Source organism: Salipiger pentaromativorans (assembly GCF_024721115.1).
Lineage (GTDB): Bacteria > Pseudomonadota > Alphaproteobacteria > Rhodobacterales > Rhodobacteraceae > Salipiger > Salipiger pentaromativorans.
This window is the reverse complement of record NZ_JAMDHK010000001.1, coordinates 370,762-386,595: the sequence shown is the minus strand read 5'-3', so window position 1 is coordinate 386,595 and position 15,834 is coordinate 370,762. Positions and strand designations below refer to the sequence as shown.

The 15,834-nt window shown below is 68.3% G+C and carries 17 protein-coding genes; 11 read left to right on the top strand and 6 right to left on the bottom strand.

What is annotated here, in order from left to right:
• Positions 1–33 precede the first annotated feature (33 nt).
• Both M4578_RS01770 and M4578_RS01765 read left to right on the top strand, forming a co-directional pair.
• Positions 34–1,185 (top strand): aminodeoxychorismate synthase component I, encoded by a 1,152-nt coding sequence (locus tag M4578_RS01770; protein WP_258091715.1) that lies wholly within the window; start codon positions 34–36, stop codon positions 1,183–1,185.
• A gap of 8 nt (positions 1,186–1,193) precedes the next feature.
• Complete coding sequence (locus M4578_RS01765; protein ID WP_258091714.1) at positions 1,194–1,784, top strand: aminotransferase class IV; 591 nt, start codon at positions 1,194–1,196, stop codon at positions 1,782–1,784.
• 385 nt (positions 1,785–2,169) lie between these two features.
• Here M4578_RS01765 and M4578_RS01760 read toward each other — a convergent pair whose 3' ends face one another.
• On the bottom strand, positions 2,170–2,907 hold the full coding sequence (locus M4578_RS01760) for a Bax inhibitor-1/YccA family protein (protein ID WP_258091713.1): 738 nt from the start codon (positions 2,905–2,907) through the stop codon (positions 2,170–2,172).
• A 135-nt stretch (positions 2,908–3,042) separates the two neighbouring features.
• Entirely contained in the window at positions 3,043–3,255 is a 213-nt protein-coding gene (locus M4578_RS01755; protein ID WP_258091712.1) for a DUF1127 domain-containing protein, read from the bottom strand.
• A 124-nt stretch (positions 3,256–3,379) separates the two neighbouring features.
• Between M4578_RS01755 and M4578_RS01750 the strand changes: the two genes are divergently transcribed.
• The gene (locus M4578_RS01750) at positions 3,380–4,252 is read left to right on the top strand and encodes a LysR family transcriptional regulator (protein ID WP_258091711.1); all 873 of its coding nucleotides are present in this window, start codon (positions 3,380–3,382) and stop codon (positions 4,250–4,252) included.
• A 22-nt stretch (positions 4,253–4,274) separates the two neighbouring features.
• Here M4578_RS01750 and M4578_RS01745 read toward each other — a convergent pair whose 3' ends face one another.
• Positions 4,275–5,240: an NADPH:quinone oxidoreductase family protein gene (locus M4578_RS01745; protein ID WP_258091710.1), complete on the bottom strand. Its 966-nt coding sequence runs from the start codon at positions 5,238–5,240 to the stop codon at positions 4,275–4,277.
• Between the two features lie 304 nt (positions 5,241–5,544).
• Here M4578_RS01745 and M4578_RS01740 point away from each other — a divergent pair, with 304 nt between their 5' ends.
• The 5 genes from M4578_RS01740 to M4578_RS01720 all read left to right on the top strand — a co-directional run bounded on the left by M4578_RS01740 (position 5,545) and on the right by M4578_RS01720 (position 9,312).
• Complete coding sequence (locus M4578_RS01740) at positions 5,545–5,916, top strand: helix-turn-helix domain-containing protein (protein WP_258091709.1); 372 nt, start codon at positions 5,545–5,547, stop codon at positions 5,914–5,916.
• Between the two features lie 55 nt (positions 5,917–5,971).
• Complete coding sequence (gene hisN / locus M4578_RS01735; RefSeq protein WP_258091708.1) at positions 5,972–6,772, top strand: histidinol-phosphatase; 801 nt, start codon at positions 5,972–5,974, stop codon at positions 6,770–6,772.
• Between the two features lie 110 nt (positions 6,773–6,882).
• Complete coding sequence (locus tag M4578_RS01730) at positions 6,883–8,241, top strand: 8-oxoguanine deaminase (protein ID WP_258091707.1); 1,359 nt, start codon at positions 6,883–6,885, stop codon at positions 8,239–8,241.
• A gap of 25 nt (positions 8,242–8,266) precedes the next feature.
• Positions 8,267–8,725 (top strand): CAP domain-containing protein, encoded by a 459-nt coding sequence (locus M4578_RS01725; protein WP_258091706.1) that lies wholly within the window; start codon positions 8,267–8,269, stop codon positions 8,723–8,725.
• Positions 8,726–8,811: 86 nt separating this feature from the next.
• A complete protein-coding gene (locus M4578_RS01720) occupies positions 8,812–9,312 on the top strand; it encodes a CAP domain-containing protein (RefSeq protein WP_258091705.1) in 501 nt (166 codons plus the stop codon).
• Between the two features lie 280 nt (positions 9,313–9,592).
• Here the strand turns inward: M4578_RS01720 and guaD are convergent, their stop codons facing one another.
• On the bottom strand, positions 9,593–10,876 hold the full coding sequence (gene guaD, locus M4578_RS01715) for a guanine deaminase (RefSeq protein ID WP_258091704.1): 1,284 nt from the start codon (positions 10,874–10,876) through the stop codon (positions 9,593–9,595).
• 119 nt (positions 10,877–10,995) lie between these two features.
• Between guaD and mgtE the strand changes: the two genes are divergently transcribed.
• From mgtE to dps, 3 genes are all read left to right on the top strand, one after another.
• Entirely contained in the window at positions 10,996–12,390 is a 1,395-nt protein-coding gene (gene mgtE, locus M4578_RS01710) for a magnesium transporter (protein ID WP_258091703.1), read from the top strand.
• Positions 12,387–12,962, top strand: a complete 576-nt coding sequence (locus tag M4578_RS01705; protein WP_258091702.1) for a 5-formyltetrahydrofolate cyclo-ligase — start codon at positions 12,387–12,389, stop codon at positions 12,960–12,962. Before mgtE ends, M4578_RS01705 begins: the two co-directional genes overlap by 4 nt.
• A gap of 104 nt (positions 12,963–13,066) precedes the next feature.
• Positions 13,067–13,552, top strand: a complete 486-nt coding sequence (dps, locus tag M4578_RS01700; RefSeq protein ID WP_258091701.1) for a DNA starvation/stationary phase protection protein Dps — start codon at positions 13,067–13,069, stop codon at positions 13,550–13,552.
• Positions 13,553–13,621: 69 nt separating this feature from the next.
• On the opposite strand, the gene M4578_RS01695 is transcribed toward dps, so the two are convergent.
• Both M4578_RS01695 and purD read right to left on the bottom strand, forming a co-directional pair.
• Positions 13,622–14,284 carry a hypothetical protein gene (locus tag M4578_RS01695; protein WP_258091700.1) on the bottom strand — a complete coding sequence of 221 codons (663 nt, stop codon included), beginning with the start codon at positions 14,282–14,284 and terminating at the stop codon, positions 13,622–13,624.
• A 259-nt stretch (positions 14,285–14,543) separates the two neighbouring features.
• Entirely contained in the window at positions 14,544–15,806 is a 1,263-nt protein-coding gene (gene purD, locus M4578_RS01690) for a phosphoribosylamine--glycine ligase (RefSeq protein ID WP_258091967.1), read from the bottom strand.
• Positions 15,807–15,834: the final 28 nt, after the last annotated feature.

Genomic DNA, 15,834 nt, shown 5'->3' with positions numbered 1-15,834 from the left:
TAAGAGGGCGCGCAGTCAGCAAGGCAGGGGCGCATGGAAGCGGACAGGCAAAGCGTGTTGGTCGAGGCGGGCCCGTCGGGGCGCCCGGCGCTCTTTGCGCGGCCCGAGGAGGTGATCGTCGCCCGTGACGGCGCCGAGGCGCGCGCCGCGCTGGAGCGGCTCGAGGCGGCGCGCCGCGCCGGGTTCTGGATCGCCGGGCTGGCCTGCTACGAGCTGGGCTATGCGCTTGAGCCGGTGCTGGGCGATCTGCTGGCGCCGGGGGCGCCGCTGTTGGCCTTCGGGATCTTCCGCGGGCCCGAGGCGGCGGAGGGCGTGTTGGCCGAGGCCGCCGCGCAGGCGGCGCAGGCGCGGGTGATCCGCGCCACGCCGCTCTGGAGCCCGGCGGATTATGCCGGGCGGTTTCACGAGATCAAGGCGATGATCGCCCGGGGGGATCTTTATCAGGTCAACCTGACCTTGCCGGTCGAGGTCGCGTTCGAGGGGACGGAGCTGGGGCTCTGGGGCCGGATGCGGGGCTTTCAGCCGGTGGGCTATGGCGCGGTCGTGGCGCTGGGCGGGGTGCAGGTGCTGTCGCGCTCGCCCGAGCTGTTCTTTCAGGCGGATGCGGCGGGCGGAATCGCGGTCGCGCCGATGAAGGGCACGGCGCCGCGCGGCGCCACGGGCGCGGCCGACACGGCGCTGCGCGAGACGCTGGCGCGCGACGAGAAGAACCGCGCCGAGAACATCATGATCGTGGATCTGATGCGCAACGATCTCGCGCGGATCGCGCGGGTGGGCTCGGTACGGGTGCCGGAGCTGCTGAAGGTGGAGACCTACGAGACGGTGCATCAGATGGTGTCGCGGGTAGAGGCGCGGCTTGAGGGCGAGGCGGCGCTGCCGGCGCTGATGCGGGCGCTCTTTCCCTGCGGGTCGATCACCGGCGCGCCGAAGATTGCCGCGATGCAGGCGATTCACCGGCTCGAGGGCTGGACACGCGGCGCCTATTGCGGTGCCATCGGCTGGGCGGCGCCGGACGGGCGGGCGGCGTTCAACGTGGCGATCCGCACGCTGACACTCACCGGGCCCGGGCGCGCCGAGATGGGCGTGGGCGGCGGCATCGTGCATGACAGCCAATGCGATGCGGAATATGAGGAGGCGCTGTGGAAATCCCGCTTTGTGACCGGACTGATCCCACCCTCCGCGTGATCGAGACGATGCTCTGGCTGCCAGGCTCGGGCATCGTCCGCGAGGCGCTGCATCTGGCGCGGGCGGAACGCACCTGCGCGGCGCTGGGCTTTGCCTGGGACGCGGCGGCGGTGCAGATGCGGCTGTTGTCGGTGCAGGGCGGCGAAGCGCTGCGGTTGCGCATGACGGTTGGCCGCGCGGGCGATGTGGAACTGACCCGGCAGCCCTTCGACCTGGGCTCTGCCCCGGTGGCGGCGCCGGTGGCCCTGTCGCCGCAGCGGCTCGATCCGGCGGATCCCTTCCTGCGGCTCAAGACCACCCGCCGCGCGCTCTACGACCGGACCTTGCGCGGCAAGCCCGAGGGCATCTTCGATGTGCTTTTCTTCAACACGCGGGGGGCGCTCTGCGAGGGGGCCTTCACCAATGTGTTTCTGGAGATCGGCGGGGAGCGGCTGACCCCGGCGCTGGATTGCGGGCTCTTGCCCGGGGTGCTGCGGGAGAGCCTGCTGCTGACGGGGGAGTTCCGGGAGGCGGTGCTGACGCGGGCCGATCTGGACCGGGCCGAGCGGCTCTGGGTCGGAAATTCCCTGCGCGGGCTGATCCCGGCGGTGCTGGCCTGAGGGGCGTGTTGTAAGGGCTTTGGGAAGGTGGGCAGATTGCCCACCCTACGAAACCGTCCGGACGGGGCGACGGGGCGACGCGCCATCGGCGGCCCGTCCCGGCGGGCAGGCGATCTTGAGAGGTCAGATCCTCGTTGCGAGGTCCTGCGGATTTGGCCGGGATAAATCGCGGGGCGCGCGCAGTCGCGTCGCCATCCCACCGGCCGGCGATGGCATGGCTCTTCGGGACATGGGGCCAAGGACGAGCAATTTTTCCGTGCTTGCATGCACGGCTCTTATGGAACGGTCCTTCGGTGGAGCGCACGCGCCGCCCGTCTCTCCAAGAAAAAAGGCCCCGCACCGGGCGGGGCCTTTGTCTGGTTCCGTGGCCTGCGGCCGAAGCGGATTATTCGCGGTTCCCGAGAAGTTGCAGCAGGAACATGAACATGTTGATGAAGTCGAGGTAGAGGTTCAGCGCGCCCATGATGGCGGCCTTGCCCATCCACTCGCTGTCGCCATGCGCGGCGTGCTGAAGATAGGTGTTCTTGATGTTCTGCGTGTCATAGGCGGTGAGACCCGCGAAGATCAGCACACCCAGGACCGAGATCGCGAACATGATCGCGGGCGAGCCCAGGAAGATATTGATGATCGAGGCCACGAGAATGCCGATCACACCCATGATCAGGAACGAGCCCCAGCCCGAGATGTCCTTTTTCGTGGTGTAGCCCCAGAGCGACAGGCCGGCGAAGGCGATCGAGGTCACCAGGAAGACCTGGGCGATCGAGAAGCCGGTGAAGGCCACGAAGATCCAGCTCAGCGACAGGCCCATCACCGCCGCGAAGGCGTAGAAGAAGGTCTGCGCGCCGGCGGCGGACAGGCGGTTGATGGCGGCGCCGAAGGCGAACACCATGATCAGCGGGGCGAACATGACGATCCAGCCCAGAATGTTCGGGCTGAGGGTCACCGGATCGCGGAAGACGCCGAGCAGGCTCGGGCTGGTGCCGATGGCCCAGGCCACTGCGAAGGTGATCAGCATCCCGATGGACATGGTCCCGTAGACCTTGTTCATATGGGTGCGAAGCCCTTCGTCAATCTGGGCCGCGCTGGTTCCGGTGGCGGTCCGGATTGTTCTGTAGTCTGCCATCTATACCTCCAAGCTATATCCCGAAGTGGGAAAATACGGTTTTCGCTTTCGATATTGGCAGAGCGGTGGCCTATTTCAAGACAGCTCTCCCGCGAAACGCAGTGTTTTCGCACCATTCGCGGAAGAGCGCTGTCCTCAGCGGCGCCAGCTCTCGGGCGCGTCCCAGAACGGGCGCTGTGCCTCGTACTCAGCATCGTGCCGCGAGATCCCCAGATCGCGCAACGCGGCGGCGTCGAGATCGGCCAGGCGGCGGCGCTGGCGGTAGAGCGCCTGCCAGGTCAGAATGCGCGTCAGCAGCGGGCGGCGGGCGCGGCGGGCGGGGCAGGGCAGGGCGGTGTCACGGATCATGATGATCTCCTTCACGAAATGTGATGTGAATTTGTCTTTCATCGTCTTGCGTGATGTATATGCTTGCCGGCACGTCATCTGTAAAACGAATGTTCTTGAAGTTTGTCATCACGAGGTGTGATCAATGCGCAATCTCGACATCACCACGCTGCGGTCGTTCCTCGCAGTGGCCGATGCCGGCGGGGTCACCCGCGCGGCGGGATTTCTGAACCTGACGCAATCGGCGGTCTCGATGCAGCTCAAGCGGCTGGAGGAGACGCTGGGCCTTGCGCTGCTCGACCGGAGCGGGCGCGGGGTCAGCCTGACGCCGGCGGGAGAGCAACTGCTGAAATACGCCCGCAAGATGGTGGAACTGAACGACGAGATCTATGCGCGGCTGACGCTTCAGGACTGGGAGGGCGAGATCGTGCTGGGGGTGCCGCATGACGTGGTCTATCCGGTGATTCCGCGGGTCATGAAGCGGATGCAGCGCGATTTCCCGCGCGTGCGGCTGCAACTGCTCAGCTCCTATACCGCCGAGCTGAAGGATCTGTTCGCGCGCGGTGCGGTGGATGTGATCCTCACCACCGAGGCGGAGCCGGGCGAAAACGGCGAGACGCTGCTCGATGTGCCGCTACGCTGGTACGGGGCGCTGGGCGGCACCGCGTGGAAGGCGCGGCCGTTGCGCATCGCCTTTTCGCGGCGCTGCGGCTTCCGCCCGGTCGCCATCGCGATGATGGAGCATGAGGGGTTAGAATGGGAACTGGCGGTGGATTCCGAAAGCGACCGGACCATCGAAGTGTCGGTCTCGGCCGATCTGGCGGTGACCCCGGTGCTGGAAGGCCACGCGCCGGCGCATTTCGAGCTGATCCCCGGCGGCGTGCTGCCCGATCTGGGGATGCAGAAGATCTGTCTTTACGCCTCGGGCGCCCGCCCGCAGATCGTCGAGCCGCTGCTCGAGTCCCTGCGCAGCGAATTCTGCGCCCTGCGCCGGCGCAGCGACATGGCGGCGGAATAGCGGGGCCCGCCGCCGGGCGGGGTTATTCGGGAATGCGGATCACCACCTTGCCGGTGGATTTGCGGCTGCGCAGCAGCTCCAGCCCCTCGGTCGCGCGCGCCAGCGGCAGGACGTGGCTGATATGCGGGCGGATGCGGCCCTCGGCGTACCAGGCGAAAAGCTGCGCCATGGAGCGGGTCAGCACCTCGGGGCGGAAGGTCAGGTAGCCGCCCCAATAGAGCCCCATCACGGTGAGGTTCTTGACCAGCAGGTGGTTGGCCTTGATCTGCGGCACCTCGCCGCTGGCGAAGCCGATGGTCAGCAGCCGTGCCTCGGGGCGGCAGGCGCGAAAGGCGGCGGCGAATTGCGCGCCGCCCACCGGATCATAGACCACATCCGCGCCTCCCAGCGCCTTCACCGTCTCGCGGATGTCGTCGGTCTTGGCGTCGATCAGATGATCCGCCCCGGCCTGACGTGCGATCTCGAGCTTGTCGGCGCCTCGGGCGCAGGCGATCACCCGCGCGCCCATGAGTTTGCCGATCTCCACGGCGGTCAGCCCCACGCCGCCGGCGGCGCCCAGCACCAGCAGCGTCTCGCCGGGGAGCAGCCGCGCCCGGTGGTCGAGCGCCAGATGGCTGGTGCCATAGGCGATCTGGAACGCGGCGGCGTCCTCGGGGGGCATCGTGTCGGGCATCTTGACGGCGCGGTCGGCGTCGAACACGCCGAACTCCGCCAGCCCGTCGCGGCCGCCATAGACCGCGACGCGGTCGCCGGGGGCCAGACCGGTCACGCCGGCCCCCAGAGTCTCGACCGTTCCGGCCACCTCAAGACCCAGCGTGAAGGGCAGGGCGGGGGTGTCCTGATAGCGCCCCTCGATCATCAGCAGATCGGCGAAATTCAGGCCGCAGGCCCCGATCCGGAGCCCGATCTGTCCCGGGCCGGGAACCGGTTCGGGCAGGTCGGTCAGCGTGGGGGGCGACTCATGTGACGTGAGATGTAGCGCGCGCATCGGGGTCCTCGGCTGTTCCGGGCGACCCTGCCTGTGTTTCCGCAGCTTTGTCAAATGACCCCTTGGTGCTGAGTTTTGTTAACGATTTGTTAACCTTTGCAACCATCGAGTGCATGGAATTAACCGCGTTTAACGCTAGGGGCGCAAATTGCTTGATTTTTTGCGGCAACCCGATGTAGCGTCCCGGTCAGCCGGGAACTGGTTCCCGATCGTGTGGGTCGCGCGTTCGGAGAAGTGGCGCGGTTATCGCGCTTTTGGAAATAGTCGCCCCCGAGAGAGAGGGGTGTGGTAGAAGGAACATCCGATGACGCATCCCGTGGACGTCCATGTGGGCAAACGCATTCGTCACCGCCGCTGGCTGGTGGGGATGACTCAGCAACAGCTTGCCGAACATGTCGGGATCAAGTTCCAGCAAATCCAGAAATACGAAACCGGCGCCAACCGCGTCAGCGCCTCCCGCCTCTGGGATATCGCCGATGCGCTCGATGTGCCGGTGAGCTTCTTCTTCGAAGGGCTCGACACCGAACAGGACGCCGCCGAGGCGCCCGCCGCGATGCCCGCCGACATCCTCGGCGACAAGGAAGCGCTCGATCTCGTGCGGTCCTATTACGCCATTCCGGAAAATCAGCGCCGCCGGCTGTTCGAGCTGGCCCGGGTTCTGTCCGACGTGGCTTGAGCCTCTCCGCCCGCTGCGATAGCTGATCCCGGGATTGAGCTGCGGGGTGGGCGCGATGGCCGATATTTCAGAAAATCTGGCGAAAGAGCTGTGGGAGACGGCGCATGCGCTGGCGGATGCCGCGCGCGCGGCGATTCTGCCGCATTTCCGCGCCCACGGGCTGGATGCCGAAAACAAGGAAGCGGGCGGGTTCGACCCGGTCACAATCGCCGACCGCGCCGCCGAGGAGGCGATGCGCGACCTCTTGGCGCGTCGCCGTCCCGAGGACGGCATTCTGGGCGAGGAACTGGGCACCACCGAGGGCACATCGGGCCTGACCTGGGTGCTGGACCCGATCGACGGCACGCGCGGCTTTCTCAGCGGCACACCCACCTGGGGCGTGCTGGTGGCGCTTGCGGATGAGAGCGGGCCGCGCCTTGGCCTGATCGACCAGCCCTATACCGCCGAACGCTTCTGCGGCGGGCTGGGCCAGGCGCGCTGGAGCGGGCCGCTGGGCGAGGCGCCGCTGCGGGCACGGGCGCCGCGCGGGCTTGACGAGGCGATCCTGTTCACCACCTTCCCCGAGATCGGCACCGAAGCCGAGCATGCGGCGTTTTCGCGGGTCAAGGCGCAGGCGCGGCTGACCCGCTACGGCATGGATTGCTATGCCTATGCGCTGGTGGCCGCGGGGCAGATCGACCTGGTGATCGAGGCCGGGCTGAAACCCTATGACATACAGGCGCCGATTGCGGTGATCGAGGCGGCCGGCGGTGTCGTCACCGATTGGGAGGGCGGGCCCGCCCATCGCGGCGGCCGCGCGCTGGCCGCCGCAAATCCCGAGCTGCACGCGGCGGCGCTGGCGCTTCTGAACGCTTAGGCGGCGATGCGCGCGGTTTTGTCACTGGCGGGCGGGTTTCCGCCCGGCCCGGCTTTCCTTTCCGCGTGGCAAAGGCCACGCTGGGCGCGCAGCAGACGGAGCCTCACGCCATGCCGGAAATCCTGATCCGCAACGCCCGAAGCGTTCTGACCATGGACGACGGCGACCGCGAATTCGAAGCGGTCGATCTGCTCTTGCGGGACGGGGTGATCGCGGCGCTGGGCAAGGGGCTGGCGACCTCGGGCGAGATCGTCGAGGCCGCGACCTGCGTGGTGACGCCGGGGCTGGTGAATACCCATCACCACCTCTACCAGACGCTGACCCGCGCGGTGCCCGGCGGGCAGGACGCGCTGCTCTTCGGCTGGCTCAAGACGCTTTACCCGATCTGGGCCCGTTTCGGCCCCGAGGAGATGCGGATTTCCGCGCTCACCGGGCTGGCGGAGCTGGCCCTCAGCGGCTGTACGCTGACCTCGGATCACCTCTATCTCTATCCGAACGGCGCGCGGCTGGACGACACGATCGACGCCGCGCAGGAGATCGGGCTGCGCTTCCACGCCACGCGCGGCGCCATGAGCATCGGCGAAAGCGACGGCGGGCTGCCGCCGGATGCGCTGGTCGAGCGTGAAGCCGCGATCCTGGAGGATTGCATCCGGGTCGTCGACGCCTTTCACGACCCGTCCGAGGGCGCCATGCTGCGCGTCGGCGTCGCGCCCTGTTCGCCCTTTTCGGTGAGCCGGGAGCTGATGCGCGACGCGGCGCTTCTGGCGCGCGACAAGGGGGTGATGCTGCACACCCATCTGGCCGAGAACGACGAGGACATCGCTTATTCCATGGCGCAATTCGGCTGCCGTCCCGGCCAATATGCCGAAGAGCTGGGCTGGACCGGGCCCGATGTCTGGCACGCGCATTGTGTCAAGCTCGACGGTCGGGAGATCGACCTTTTCGCGCAGTCCCGGACGGGTGTGGCGCATTGCCCCTGTTCCAATTGCCGGCTGGGCTCGGGGATCGCGCCGGTGCGGGCGATGGTGGATGCCGGCGTGCCGGTGGGGCTGGGCGTCGATGGCTCGGCCAGCAACGACAGTTCCAACCTCATGGCCGAGGCGCGTCAGGCGATGCTGCTGCAACGGGTGACGCGCGGCGCCGACGCGATGAGCGCGCGCGAGGCGCTGCGCCTCGCCACGCGCGGCGGTGCCGAGGTGCTGGGGCGGCACGATTGCGGCCAGATCGCCGTGGGCAAGCGCGCCGATCTGGCGCTCTGGGACGTCAGCGGCATCGACAGCGCGGGAAGCTGGGACAAGGCGGCGCTGCTGCTGGCGGGGCCGACGCGGGTGCGGCACCTGTTTGTCGAGGGGCGGCAGGTGGTGCGCGACGGGCAGCTTGCGACGATTGATCTGGGCGCGACGCTGGCGCGGCAGGACGCGCTGGCGCAAGCGCTGGCCGGGCAGGCCCAGCGACCGGGACGGATGTGACAAAGCGACAAGGGAAAGGGGTCTCATGCGATGGATGATCGTGGCGCTGGCGCTGCTGGCCGGCTGCGCCCAGACAACGACGGTGGCGACAAGTCAGGAGGCGCCGGGGCAGGGCAGTGTCGCGGTGTTGGGCGGGCACTCGCTGAACGCCTATCGCACGGCCAGCGGGCTCCGGCCGCTGGCGCTGTCGCCGCGGCTTCAGGCCGCCGCCGAGATCCATGCGCGCGATATGGCCGCGATGGCGAAAATGACCCATACCGGCTCTGACGGAAGCGAGGTGGCCGACCGGGTGAAGCGGCAGGGCTTTCGCTATCGCCGGGTGGCCGAGAACATCGCCGAGACCGGGCGCGGGCTCGACCGGGCGATGGAGCTCTGGACGGCCTCGGCGCCGCACCGCAAGAACATGCTGCTGCGCGACGTGACGCATTACGGCATCGCGCAGTCGGGGGATTACTGGGCCATGGTGGTGGCAAGACCCCGCTGACGGCGGGGCGCTCCGGTTGGGCCTTGGGCGGTGCCGCGCTATCTGAGGGCGGTCGCCCCGAGCGACGGGTGCGAACCGGAGGTGCGATGAAACCGCTTGCCGCAGCGCTGCTGCTTCTGCCGCTTGCCGGCTGTCTTGAAACGGAGCTGGCGCCGGGGGCGTCCGGCGCCGGGTCGGACGGGCTCTATTACAAATACGGGGAGGCACCGAGCGCGCCCGATGCGCAGGTCGATCCCGGCAGGGCACTGAATGCCTATCGGACAGAGCGCGGGCTGCCGCGACTGCGGGTCTCGCCGCAGCTTGCGGCGGCGGCACAGGCCCATGCGCGGGACATGGCGCGCATGGGCAAGGTGGGGCATGTGGGCTCGGACGGCAGCAGCGTGATGCAACGGGTCCGGGCGCAGGGCTATGACGCCGCCGAGGTGGCGGAGAATGCCGCCTGGACGGCGCGGGGCTTTCCCACGGTGCTGGAGGGCTGGGACGAGTCTCCGAGCCACCGCAAGACGCTGCGCCGGCGCGACGTGGCCGATTACGGCATCGGCCGCGCGGGGGATTATTGGGTGCTGCTGGTGGGGCTGCGGAAATAGCGCTTGGGCAAGGGGCTGGTGGGCAGATTGCCCACCCTACGTTTGTGCGGTGTCCCGGCGCGGGACAAGGCGCGCCGCGCCATCGCCGGCCCGTCCCGGCGGGCTGGCGATTGTGAGACGACAGTCCTTCGTTGCGAGGGTCTTCGGATTTGGCCGGGATAAAACAAGGGGTTCACTCGGTTGCATCGCCATCCCACGGGCCGGCGATGGCGCGGCTTTACCAATCGTAACGCCGTAGGGTGGGCAATCTGCCCACCGCACCCGGCCCATATCGCGGAGCTTAAAGCCGCTTCCCGGCCACCCGCGTCTCCACAATCGCGCGGTCGTCGCCCATCATGATCGTGGGGAACAGCGCTTCCCAGATGTCCTCCGCCCGCGCGCTGCGCTGCGCGATGGCGGGGGTTGAGGCGAGGTCGAGCACGATGAAATCCGCCTCCATCCCCGGCGCGAGATTGCCGATCCGGTCCGCCACCCGCAGCGCGCGGGCCGAGCCCTGCGTCGCCAGCCACAAGAGTTCCGAGGCATGCAAAGGCCGGTGGCGGAGCTGCGCGATCTCATAGGCCGCCGCCATGGTGCGCAGCATCGAGAAACTCGACCCGCCGCCGGTGTCGGTGGCGAGCCCGACGATCTGGCCTTCCTTCGTCAGCCCGTCCATGTCGAAGAGCCCCGAGCCGATGAAGGTGTTCGAGGTGGGGCAATGCACCAGCGCGGCGCCCGTCTCGCGCAGCCGGCCGCGTTCGCGCGGCTCCAGATGGATCGCATGGCCGAAAAGCCCGCCGGGACGCAACAGCCCGTAGCTTTCATAGGTGTCGAGATAATCGCGCGCCTGCGGGTAGAGCGATTTCACCCAGGCGATCTCGTCCGTCTGCTCGGAGAGATGCGTCTGCATCAGGCAATCCGGGTGTTCCGCCCAGAGCGCCCCCAGCGCCTCCAGCTGCGCCACCGTCGAGGTGGGCGAAAACCGTGGCGTGATCACATAGGAGGCGCGGCCCTTGCCGTGCCAGCGCGCCAGCAGCGCCTTGCTGTCGTCATAGGCCGATTGCGCGCTGTCGCGCAGCCCCTCGGGCGCGGTGTCGCGGTCCATGCAGGTCTTGCCCGCAAAGACCCGCATGCCGCGCGCCTCCGCCGCCTCGAACAGCGCATCGACCGAGCCGGGATGGATCGTGCAATAGGAGCAGACCGAGGTGGTGCCATGCGCCAGCAGCAGGTCGAGATAGCGCCCCGCGATCTCGTGCGCATAGGCGGGATCGGCGAAACGCATCTCTTCTGGGAAGGTATAGTGGTTCAGCCAGTCGATCAGCCGCTTGCCCCAGCTCGCGATCATGCCGGTCTGCGGGTAATGCGCATGGGCATCGACGAAACCGGGCAGGATCAGCCCTTCGCCATGATCGACGATCCCGGCGAAGGGATGGGCGGCGCGCATCGCCTCCGCCGGCCCGAGCGCGAGAATCTTGCCACCGTCCTCCACCAGCCCGCCATGGCGTTCGTGCCAGGCGGCATCGTGGCCGTCCTCGAAGGGCGAGCCGTCGAAGCTCAGGATTTGTCCCAGATGCAGCGTTGCCATATGTCCCCCGTGCCTTACCCTTGCCAGCATGAAGCGCCGCGCGCCGGGGCGCAATGTGCCCTGTTGCTTCGCGCCGCGATGGCCTAGTCTTTGCGCGAACGGCAGGCAGCGGAGCAGCAATGACCGAAGAGACCGAAAACACGGTATTGGAGGAAGAGCGCGAGGAGGACGCCTACAGCCTGCAGCGCAAGGACGTTGCGGCGATCCTCTATGCGGTGGATGTCGGTGACCGCGAAAAGCTCGTGGAGCTGATGGAGCCGCTGCACGCGGCCGACATCGCCGACATGCTCGAGCAGATCAACGCCTTCGACCGGATGCGGCTGATCAAGCTTTACGACAAGGAATTCGACGGCGAAATCCTGTCGGAACTCGACGAGTCGATCCGCGAGGAGGTGATCCGCGCGCTGCACCCCGCGGTGCTGGCCGAGGCCGTGCGCGAGCTCGAATCCGACGATGTGGTCGACCTGCTCGAAGATCTCGACGAGGCGCAGCAGGAAGCCATTCTGGAGGTGCTGGAAGACAGCGACCGGGTCGCCGTCGAACAGTCGCTGACCTACCCGGAATATTCCGCCGGTCGTCTGATGCAGCGCGAGGTCGTCATGGCGCCCGAGCACTGGAATGTGGGCGAGGCCATCGACTATCTGCGCAACACCGAGGATCTGCCCGAGCAGTTCTATCACATCGTGCTGGTCGATCCAAAGCTGCGCCCGGTGGGCAATATCACGCTGGGGCGGCTGATGGCCTCGCGCCGCGAGGTGCTGCTGCGCTCGATCATGGAAGAGACCTTTCACGTCATCCCGGTGACCCGGCCCGAATCCGAGGTCGCTTATGCGTTCAACCAGTATCACCTGATCTCGGCTCCGGTGGTGGACGAGAACGAGCGTCTGGTGGGGGTGATCACCATCGACGACGCCATGGCGGTGCTGGACGAGGAACACGAAGAGGACATCCTGCGCCTTGCCGGGGTGGGCGAGGAATCGCGGCTGTCGGACAGTGTGCTGGAGACCACCAGGCAGCGCTTTCCCTGGCTGGCGGTGAACCTGCTGACCGCAGTGCTGGCCTCGATCGTCATCGCGCAGTTCGAGGCGGCCATCACCCAGGTGGTGGCGCTGGCGGTGCTGATGCCCATTGTCGCCTCGATGGGCGGCAATGCGGGCACCCAGGCGCTGACCGTGGCGGTGCGGGCGCTGGCGACGAAGGATCTCACCGGCTCGAACGTCTGGCGGATCATCGGCCGGGAGGCGATGGTGGGGCTGGTGAACGGCGTGGCCTTCGCCCTTGTGATGGGGCTTGTGGGGCTCTTCTGGTTCGGCTCGGCGGCGCTTGGCGGCGTGATCGCCACGGCGATGGTCATCAATCTCGTGGTGGCGGGCCTGGCAGGGATCATCGTGCCCGTGGTGCTGGAGAAGCTGAAGGTCGATCCGGCGCTGGCCTCCGGCGCCTTCGTGACCACGGTCACCGATGTGGTGGGGTTCTTCGCCTTTCTGGGCCTTGCCGTGGTGGTGCTGCTGTGAGCGCTCCCCTGGCGGACCCGCTGGCCGAGGCGAAACAGGCGGCGCGCAAGGCGGCCTTTGCCCGCCGCAGGGCCGCGCATGACGCCGATCCCGGCACCGGGGCAGGGCGGCTTTCCGAGCTTCTGGCCGGGCATCGCGGCGTGCCGGTGGCAGGCTATATGCCGATCCGCACCGAAATCGACCCGCTGCCCGCCATGGCGGAGGCGGCGGCCTACGGGCCGGTCTCCGTTCCGGTGATCGAGGCGCAGGGCCAGCCGCTGCGCTTTGCGCTCTGGGAGCCGGACATGGCACTGGTCGAGGGCGCCTTTGGCGCGCGCATCCCCGAGGCGCCGGAATTCGTGACCCCGGAAATCCTGATCGTGCCGCTGGTGGGGTTCACCCGCGCGGGCGCCCGGCTGGGCTATGGCGGCGGGTTCTATGACCGCACGCTTGCGGGGCTGCGCCGTGCCGGGCCGGTCCTGGCCATCGGGTTCGCCTATGCGGCGCAGGAGGCCGAGGCGCTGCCCTTCGATCCCAACGACCAGCCGCTCGACCTGATCGTGACCGAGCGCGAGGTGATCGTGCCGGGCTGACGGAACCTCGCGGCGGGGCGGGGCGTTCTTTCTCCACACACCGGCAGACAGGCCGGGGCCGCATCCGATGCGGCCGATCCGAGACAGACAGACTGGAGAGAATGATGCCGCAGAATTTCGTCCCTTTCCTGAAAGAGAACGCCCGCACCGAGATGATCGCCGTGCTGAACGAGCGCCTCGCCGACACCATCGACCTGGGCAATGCCGTGAAACAGGCGCACTGGAACCTCAAGGGCACCGGCTTCATCGGCGTGCACGAGCTGCTTGACGAGGTGGCGGGCCATCTGCGCGAGGGGGCCGATCTGATGGCCGAGCGCGTGGCGATGATGGGCGGGCTTGCGCAGGGCACCTCGCAGACCGTGGCGGAGAAGAGCACCCTCGCGGCTTACCCGACCGAGATCGTGGCGCTTCAGGACCATGTGGAGGCGCTGGTGACGCGGTTCAACAGCTACACGGTCAAGCTGCGCGAGGGCATCGCGGCGGCGGAGGAGGCGGGCGACGAGGACACCGCCGATCTCTTCACCGAGGTGAGCCGCATCGCCGAGAAAGACGCCTGGTTCATCGGCTCGAACAGTGCCAAGGCGGCCTGAGCCATGTCCCACTGAAGATTGCAGGCGCGGCGCCCCCTGCGGGCGCCGTTTTTTGCGGCGCGGGGATGGTCAGAGGTCCCCGGCGGGCTCCGGCGCCTTTCGGCGGATGCGCTCCACCAGAATGATCTCGCAGGCGCCCGCGCCGCCGTCTGTGCGCACCCGCGAGCTGCGCCACTGGCCCCCGCGGGGGGAGGTGACATCGACGAGATAGCCTTCGATGATCACCACATCGCCCTTGCCGATCTGCTTCATCGCGGCGCGCTGCGCGGCGGTTTGCAGGATGAGATGCATATTGGCGCTCGACACCTTGATCTCTGCGGGGGTGAGCCGGGCGTCGGGATTCGGGCGCCAGTGATAGAACCGCCCGGACTGGGTGATCTTGATCTCCTGCACCAGCGCCGGGTTCGACATCGGCCCCCAGCCCAGGGCGAGATCGGTGGCGCTGAAGGCTGCCGTGCGGTCGAAGCGGTAGTCGCGCCGCGACAGCACCAGCGCCTCGACCCGGAAGCGGGCACAGGCCGCCATGTCGTGATCGTTGACCGTGCTGCGCCGGAGCGCGGGCAGGGCGGTTTGCGCCGGGGCACGCGGGGCCATCTGGGTCTCCACACCCTCCGTCCGCGCCATGGCGGCGGAACGGTGCCAGACCGAAGGTCCGCTCCGGCTCTCCTTGAGGATCGGCAGGGCAAGGAAGATCGCAACCGCCACCGCGATCATCTTGAGGCCGGTCTGCATGTCGCGATCCCTGTTCCGCTGCTGCTCGGAACCGGAGCCTGACCGCGAAAAGCGGCCATTCGCGGACATTCCAGAGGTCTTGCCGGGGCGAGCCGCCCGGCACGGACCGCGCCTCGGGCCCCTCTCGCACAGCGGCACGAGCCGCCGCCCGCTGTGTTTCCATTGGCGCAAAATATCCCGGGGGAGGCGCGGCCCGCCGCGCCGTGGGGGCAGCGCCCCCGCACGGCGCCGTCAGGCGCCGTCCAGCAGGCTCATCGGTTCAAAGCGCCCGCCAGCCGATATCGCGGCGGCAGAAGCCCTCGGGCCAGTCCACCGCATCGACCAGCGCATAGGCGCGCTCGGCGGCCTCGGCCAGCGTCGCGCCCCGCGCGGTGGCGTTCAGCACTCGGCCTCCGGAGGCGACCACCTGACCGTCCTTCTCGGACGTGCCTGCGTGGAACATCTGGTGGAAACTGTCCTCTTGCAGCCCGCCCATCCCGCCGATCGCCGAGCCCTTCTCATAGCTGCCGGGATAGCCCCTGGCGGCCAGCACCACGGTCATCGCGTGATCGTCCGCCCAGGTCACCTGCGCGCCCGCCAACCGCCCCTCGGCGCAGGCGTGAATAAGATCCAGCGCCTGGGCACCCAGCCGCATCATCAGCACCTGGCATTCGGGATCGCCGAAGCGCACGTTGTATTCCACCAGCCGCGGCTGCCCGTTCTCGATCATCAGCCCGGCATAAAGCACGCCGGAATAGGGCGTGCCGCGCTTCACCATCTCCGCCATGGTGGGCTTGACGATCTCGTCGAGCGCCTTCTGCGCCACCGCGTCCGAGAGCACCGGGGCGGGGGAATAGGCGCCCATGCCGCCGGTGTTGGGCCCGGTGTCGCCTTCGCCCACGCGCTTGTGGTCCTGCGCGGTGCCGATGGGCAGCACGTCCTCGCCGTCGACCAGCAGGAAGAAGCTCGCCTCCTCGCCGGTCATGAACTCCTCGATCACCACCTCGGCGCCCGCGCCGCCGAAGGCGCCGCCGAACATGTCGTCGATGGCGGCCTCCGCCTCGGCCACGGTCTCGGCGATGATCACGCCCTTGCCGGCGGCCAGCCCGTCGGCCTTGACCACGATGGGCGCACCCCGGTCGCGGACATAGGCCTTGGCCGCCTCGGCATCGGTGAAATGGCCATAGCCCGCCGTCGGTGCGCCCGCCGCGTCGCAGATCTCCTTGGTGAAGCTCTTCGAGGCTTCCAGCCGCGCCGCCTCCTTCGAGGGGCCGAAGACCGGAATGCCCGCATCGCGCAGCGCGTCGGCGACGCCTGCGGCCAGCGGTGCCTCGGGGCCGACGATCACCAGGTCGATGGCGTTTTCCCCGGCGAATTCCACCACCGCGCCGCCATCCTCGATGTCGAGCGTGGCGCATTCGGCGATCTGCGCGATCCCCGCGTTGCCCGGCGCCACGATCAGCTTGTCGCATTTGGGGTTCTGCATCACCGCCCAGGCCAGCGCATGTTCGCGCCCGCCGCCGCCGAGAATGAGGATGTTCATCGTCCTGCCGCCTTTCGCCCGTGCCCGT

What these genes read in the sequence shown, in the direction of transcription:
- M4578_RS01750 (WP_258091711.1), top strand. Translation starts at nt 3,380, where the DNA reads ATGCGCAATCTCGACATCACCACGCTGCGGTCGTTCCTCGCAGTGGCC.
- guaD (WP_258091704.1), bottom strand. Translation starts at nt 10,876, where the DNA reads ATGGCAACGCTGCATCTGGGACAAATCCTGAGCTTCGACGGCTCGCCC.
- hisN (WP_258091708.1), top strand. Translation starts at nt 5,972, where the DNA reads ATGGCCGATATTTCAGAAAATCTGGCGAAAGAGCTGTGGGAGACGGCG.
- M4578_RS01770 (WP_258091715.1), top strand. Translation starts at nt 34, where the DNA reads ATGGAAGCGGACAGGCAAAGCGTGTTGGTCGAGGCGGGCCCGTCGGGG.
- M4578_RS01755 (WP_258091712.1), bottom strand. Translation starts at nt 3,255, where the DNA reads ATGATCCGTGACACCGCCCTGCCCTGCCCCGCCCGCCGCGCCCGCCGC.
- dps (WP_258091701.1), top strand. Translation starts at nt 13,067, where the DNA reads ATGCCGCAGAATTTCGTCCCTTTCCTGAAAGAGAACGCCCGCACCGAG.
- M4578_RS01725 (WP_258091706.1), top strand. Translation starts at nt 8,267, where the DNA reads ATGCGATGGATGATCGTGGCGCTGGCGCTGCTGGCCGGCTGCGCCCAG.
- purD (WP_258091967.1), bottom strand. Translation starts at nt 15,806, where the DNA reads ATGAACATCCTCATTCTCGGCGGCGGCGGGCGCGAACATGCGCTGGCC.
- M4578_RS01760 (WP_258091713.1), bottom strand. Translation starts at nt 2,907, where the DNA reads ATGGCAGACTACAGAACAATCCGGACCGCCACCGGAACCAGCGCGGCC.
- mgtE (WP_258091703.1), top strand. Translation starts at nt 10,996, where the DNA reads ATGACCGAAGAGACCGAAAACACGGTATTGGAGGAAGAGCGCGAGGAG.
- M4578_RS01740 (WP_258091709.1), top strand. Translation starts at nt 5,545, where the DNA reads ATGACGCATCCCGTGGACGTCCATGTGGGCAAACGCATTCGTCACCGC.
- M4578_RS01745 (WP_258091710.1), bottom strand. Translation starts at nt 5,240, where the DNA reads ATGCGCGCGCTACATCTCACGTCACATGAGTCGCCCCCCACGCTGACC.
- M4578_RS01695 (WP_258091700.1), bottom strand. Translation starts at nt 14,284, where the DNA reads ATGCAGACCGGCCTCAAGATGATCGCGGTGGCGGTTGCGATCTTCCTT.
- M4578_RS01720 (WP_258091705.1), top strand. Translation starts at nt 8,812, where the DNA reads ATGAAACCGCTTGCCGCAGCGCTGCTGCTTCTGCCGCTTGCCGGCTGT.
- M4578_RS01730 (WP_258091707.1), top strand. Translation starts at nt 6,883, where the DNA reads ATGCCGGAAATCCTGATCCGCAACGCCCGAAGCGTTCTGACCATGGAC.
- M4578_RS01765 (WP_258091714.1), top strand. Translation starts at nt 1,194, where the DNA reads ATGCTCTGGCTGCCAGGCTCGGGCATCGTCCGCGAGGCGCTGCATCTG.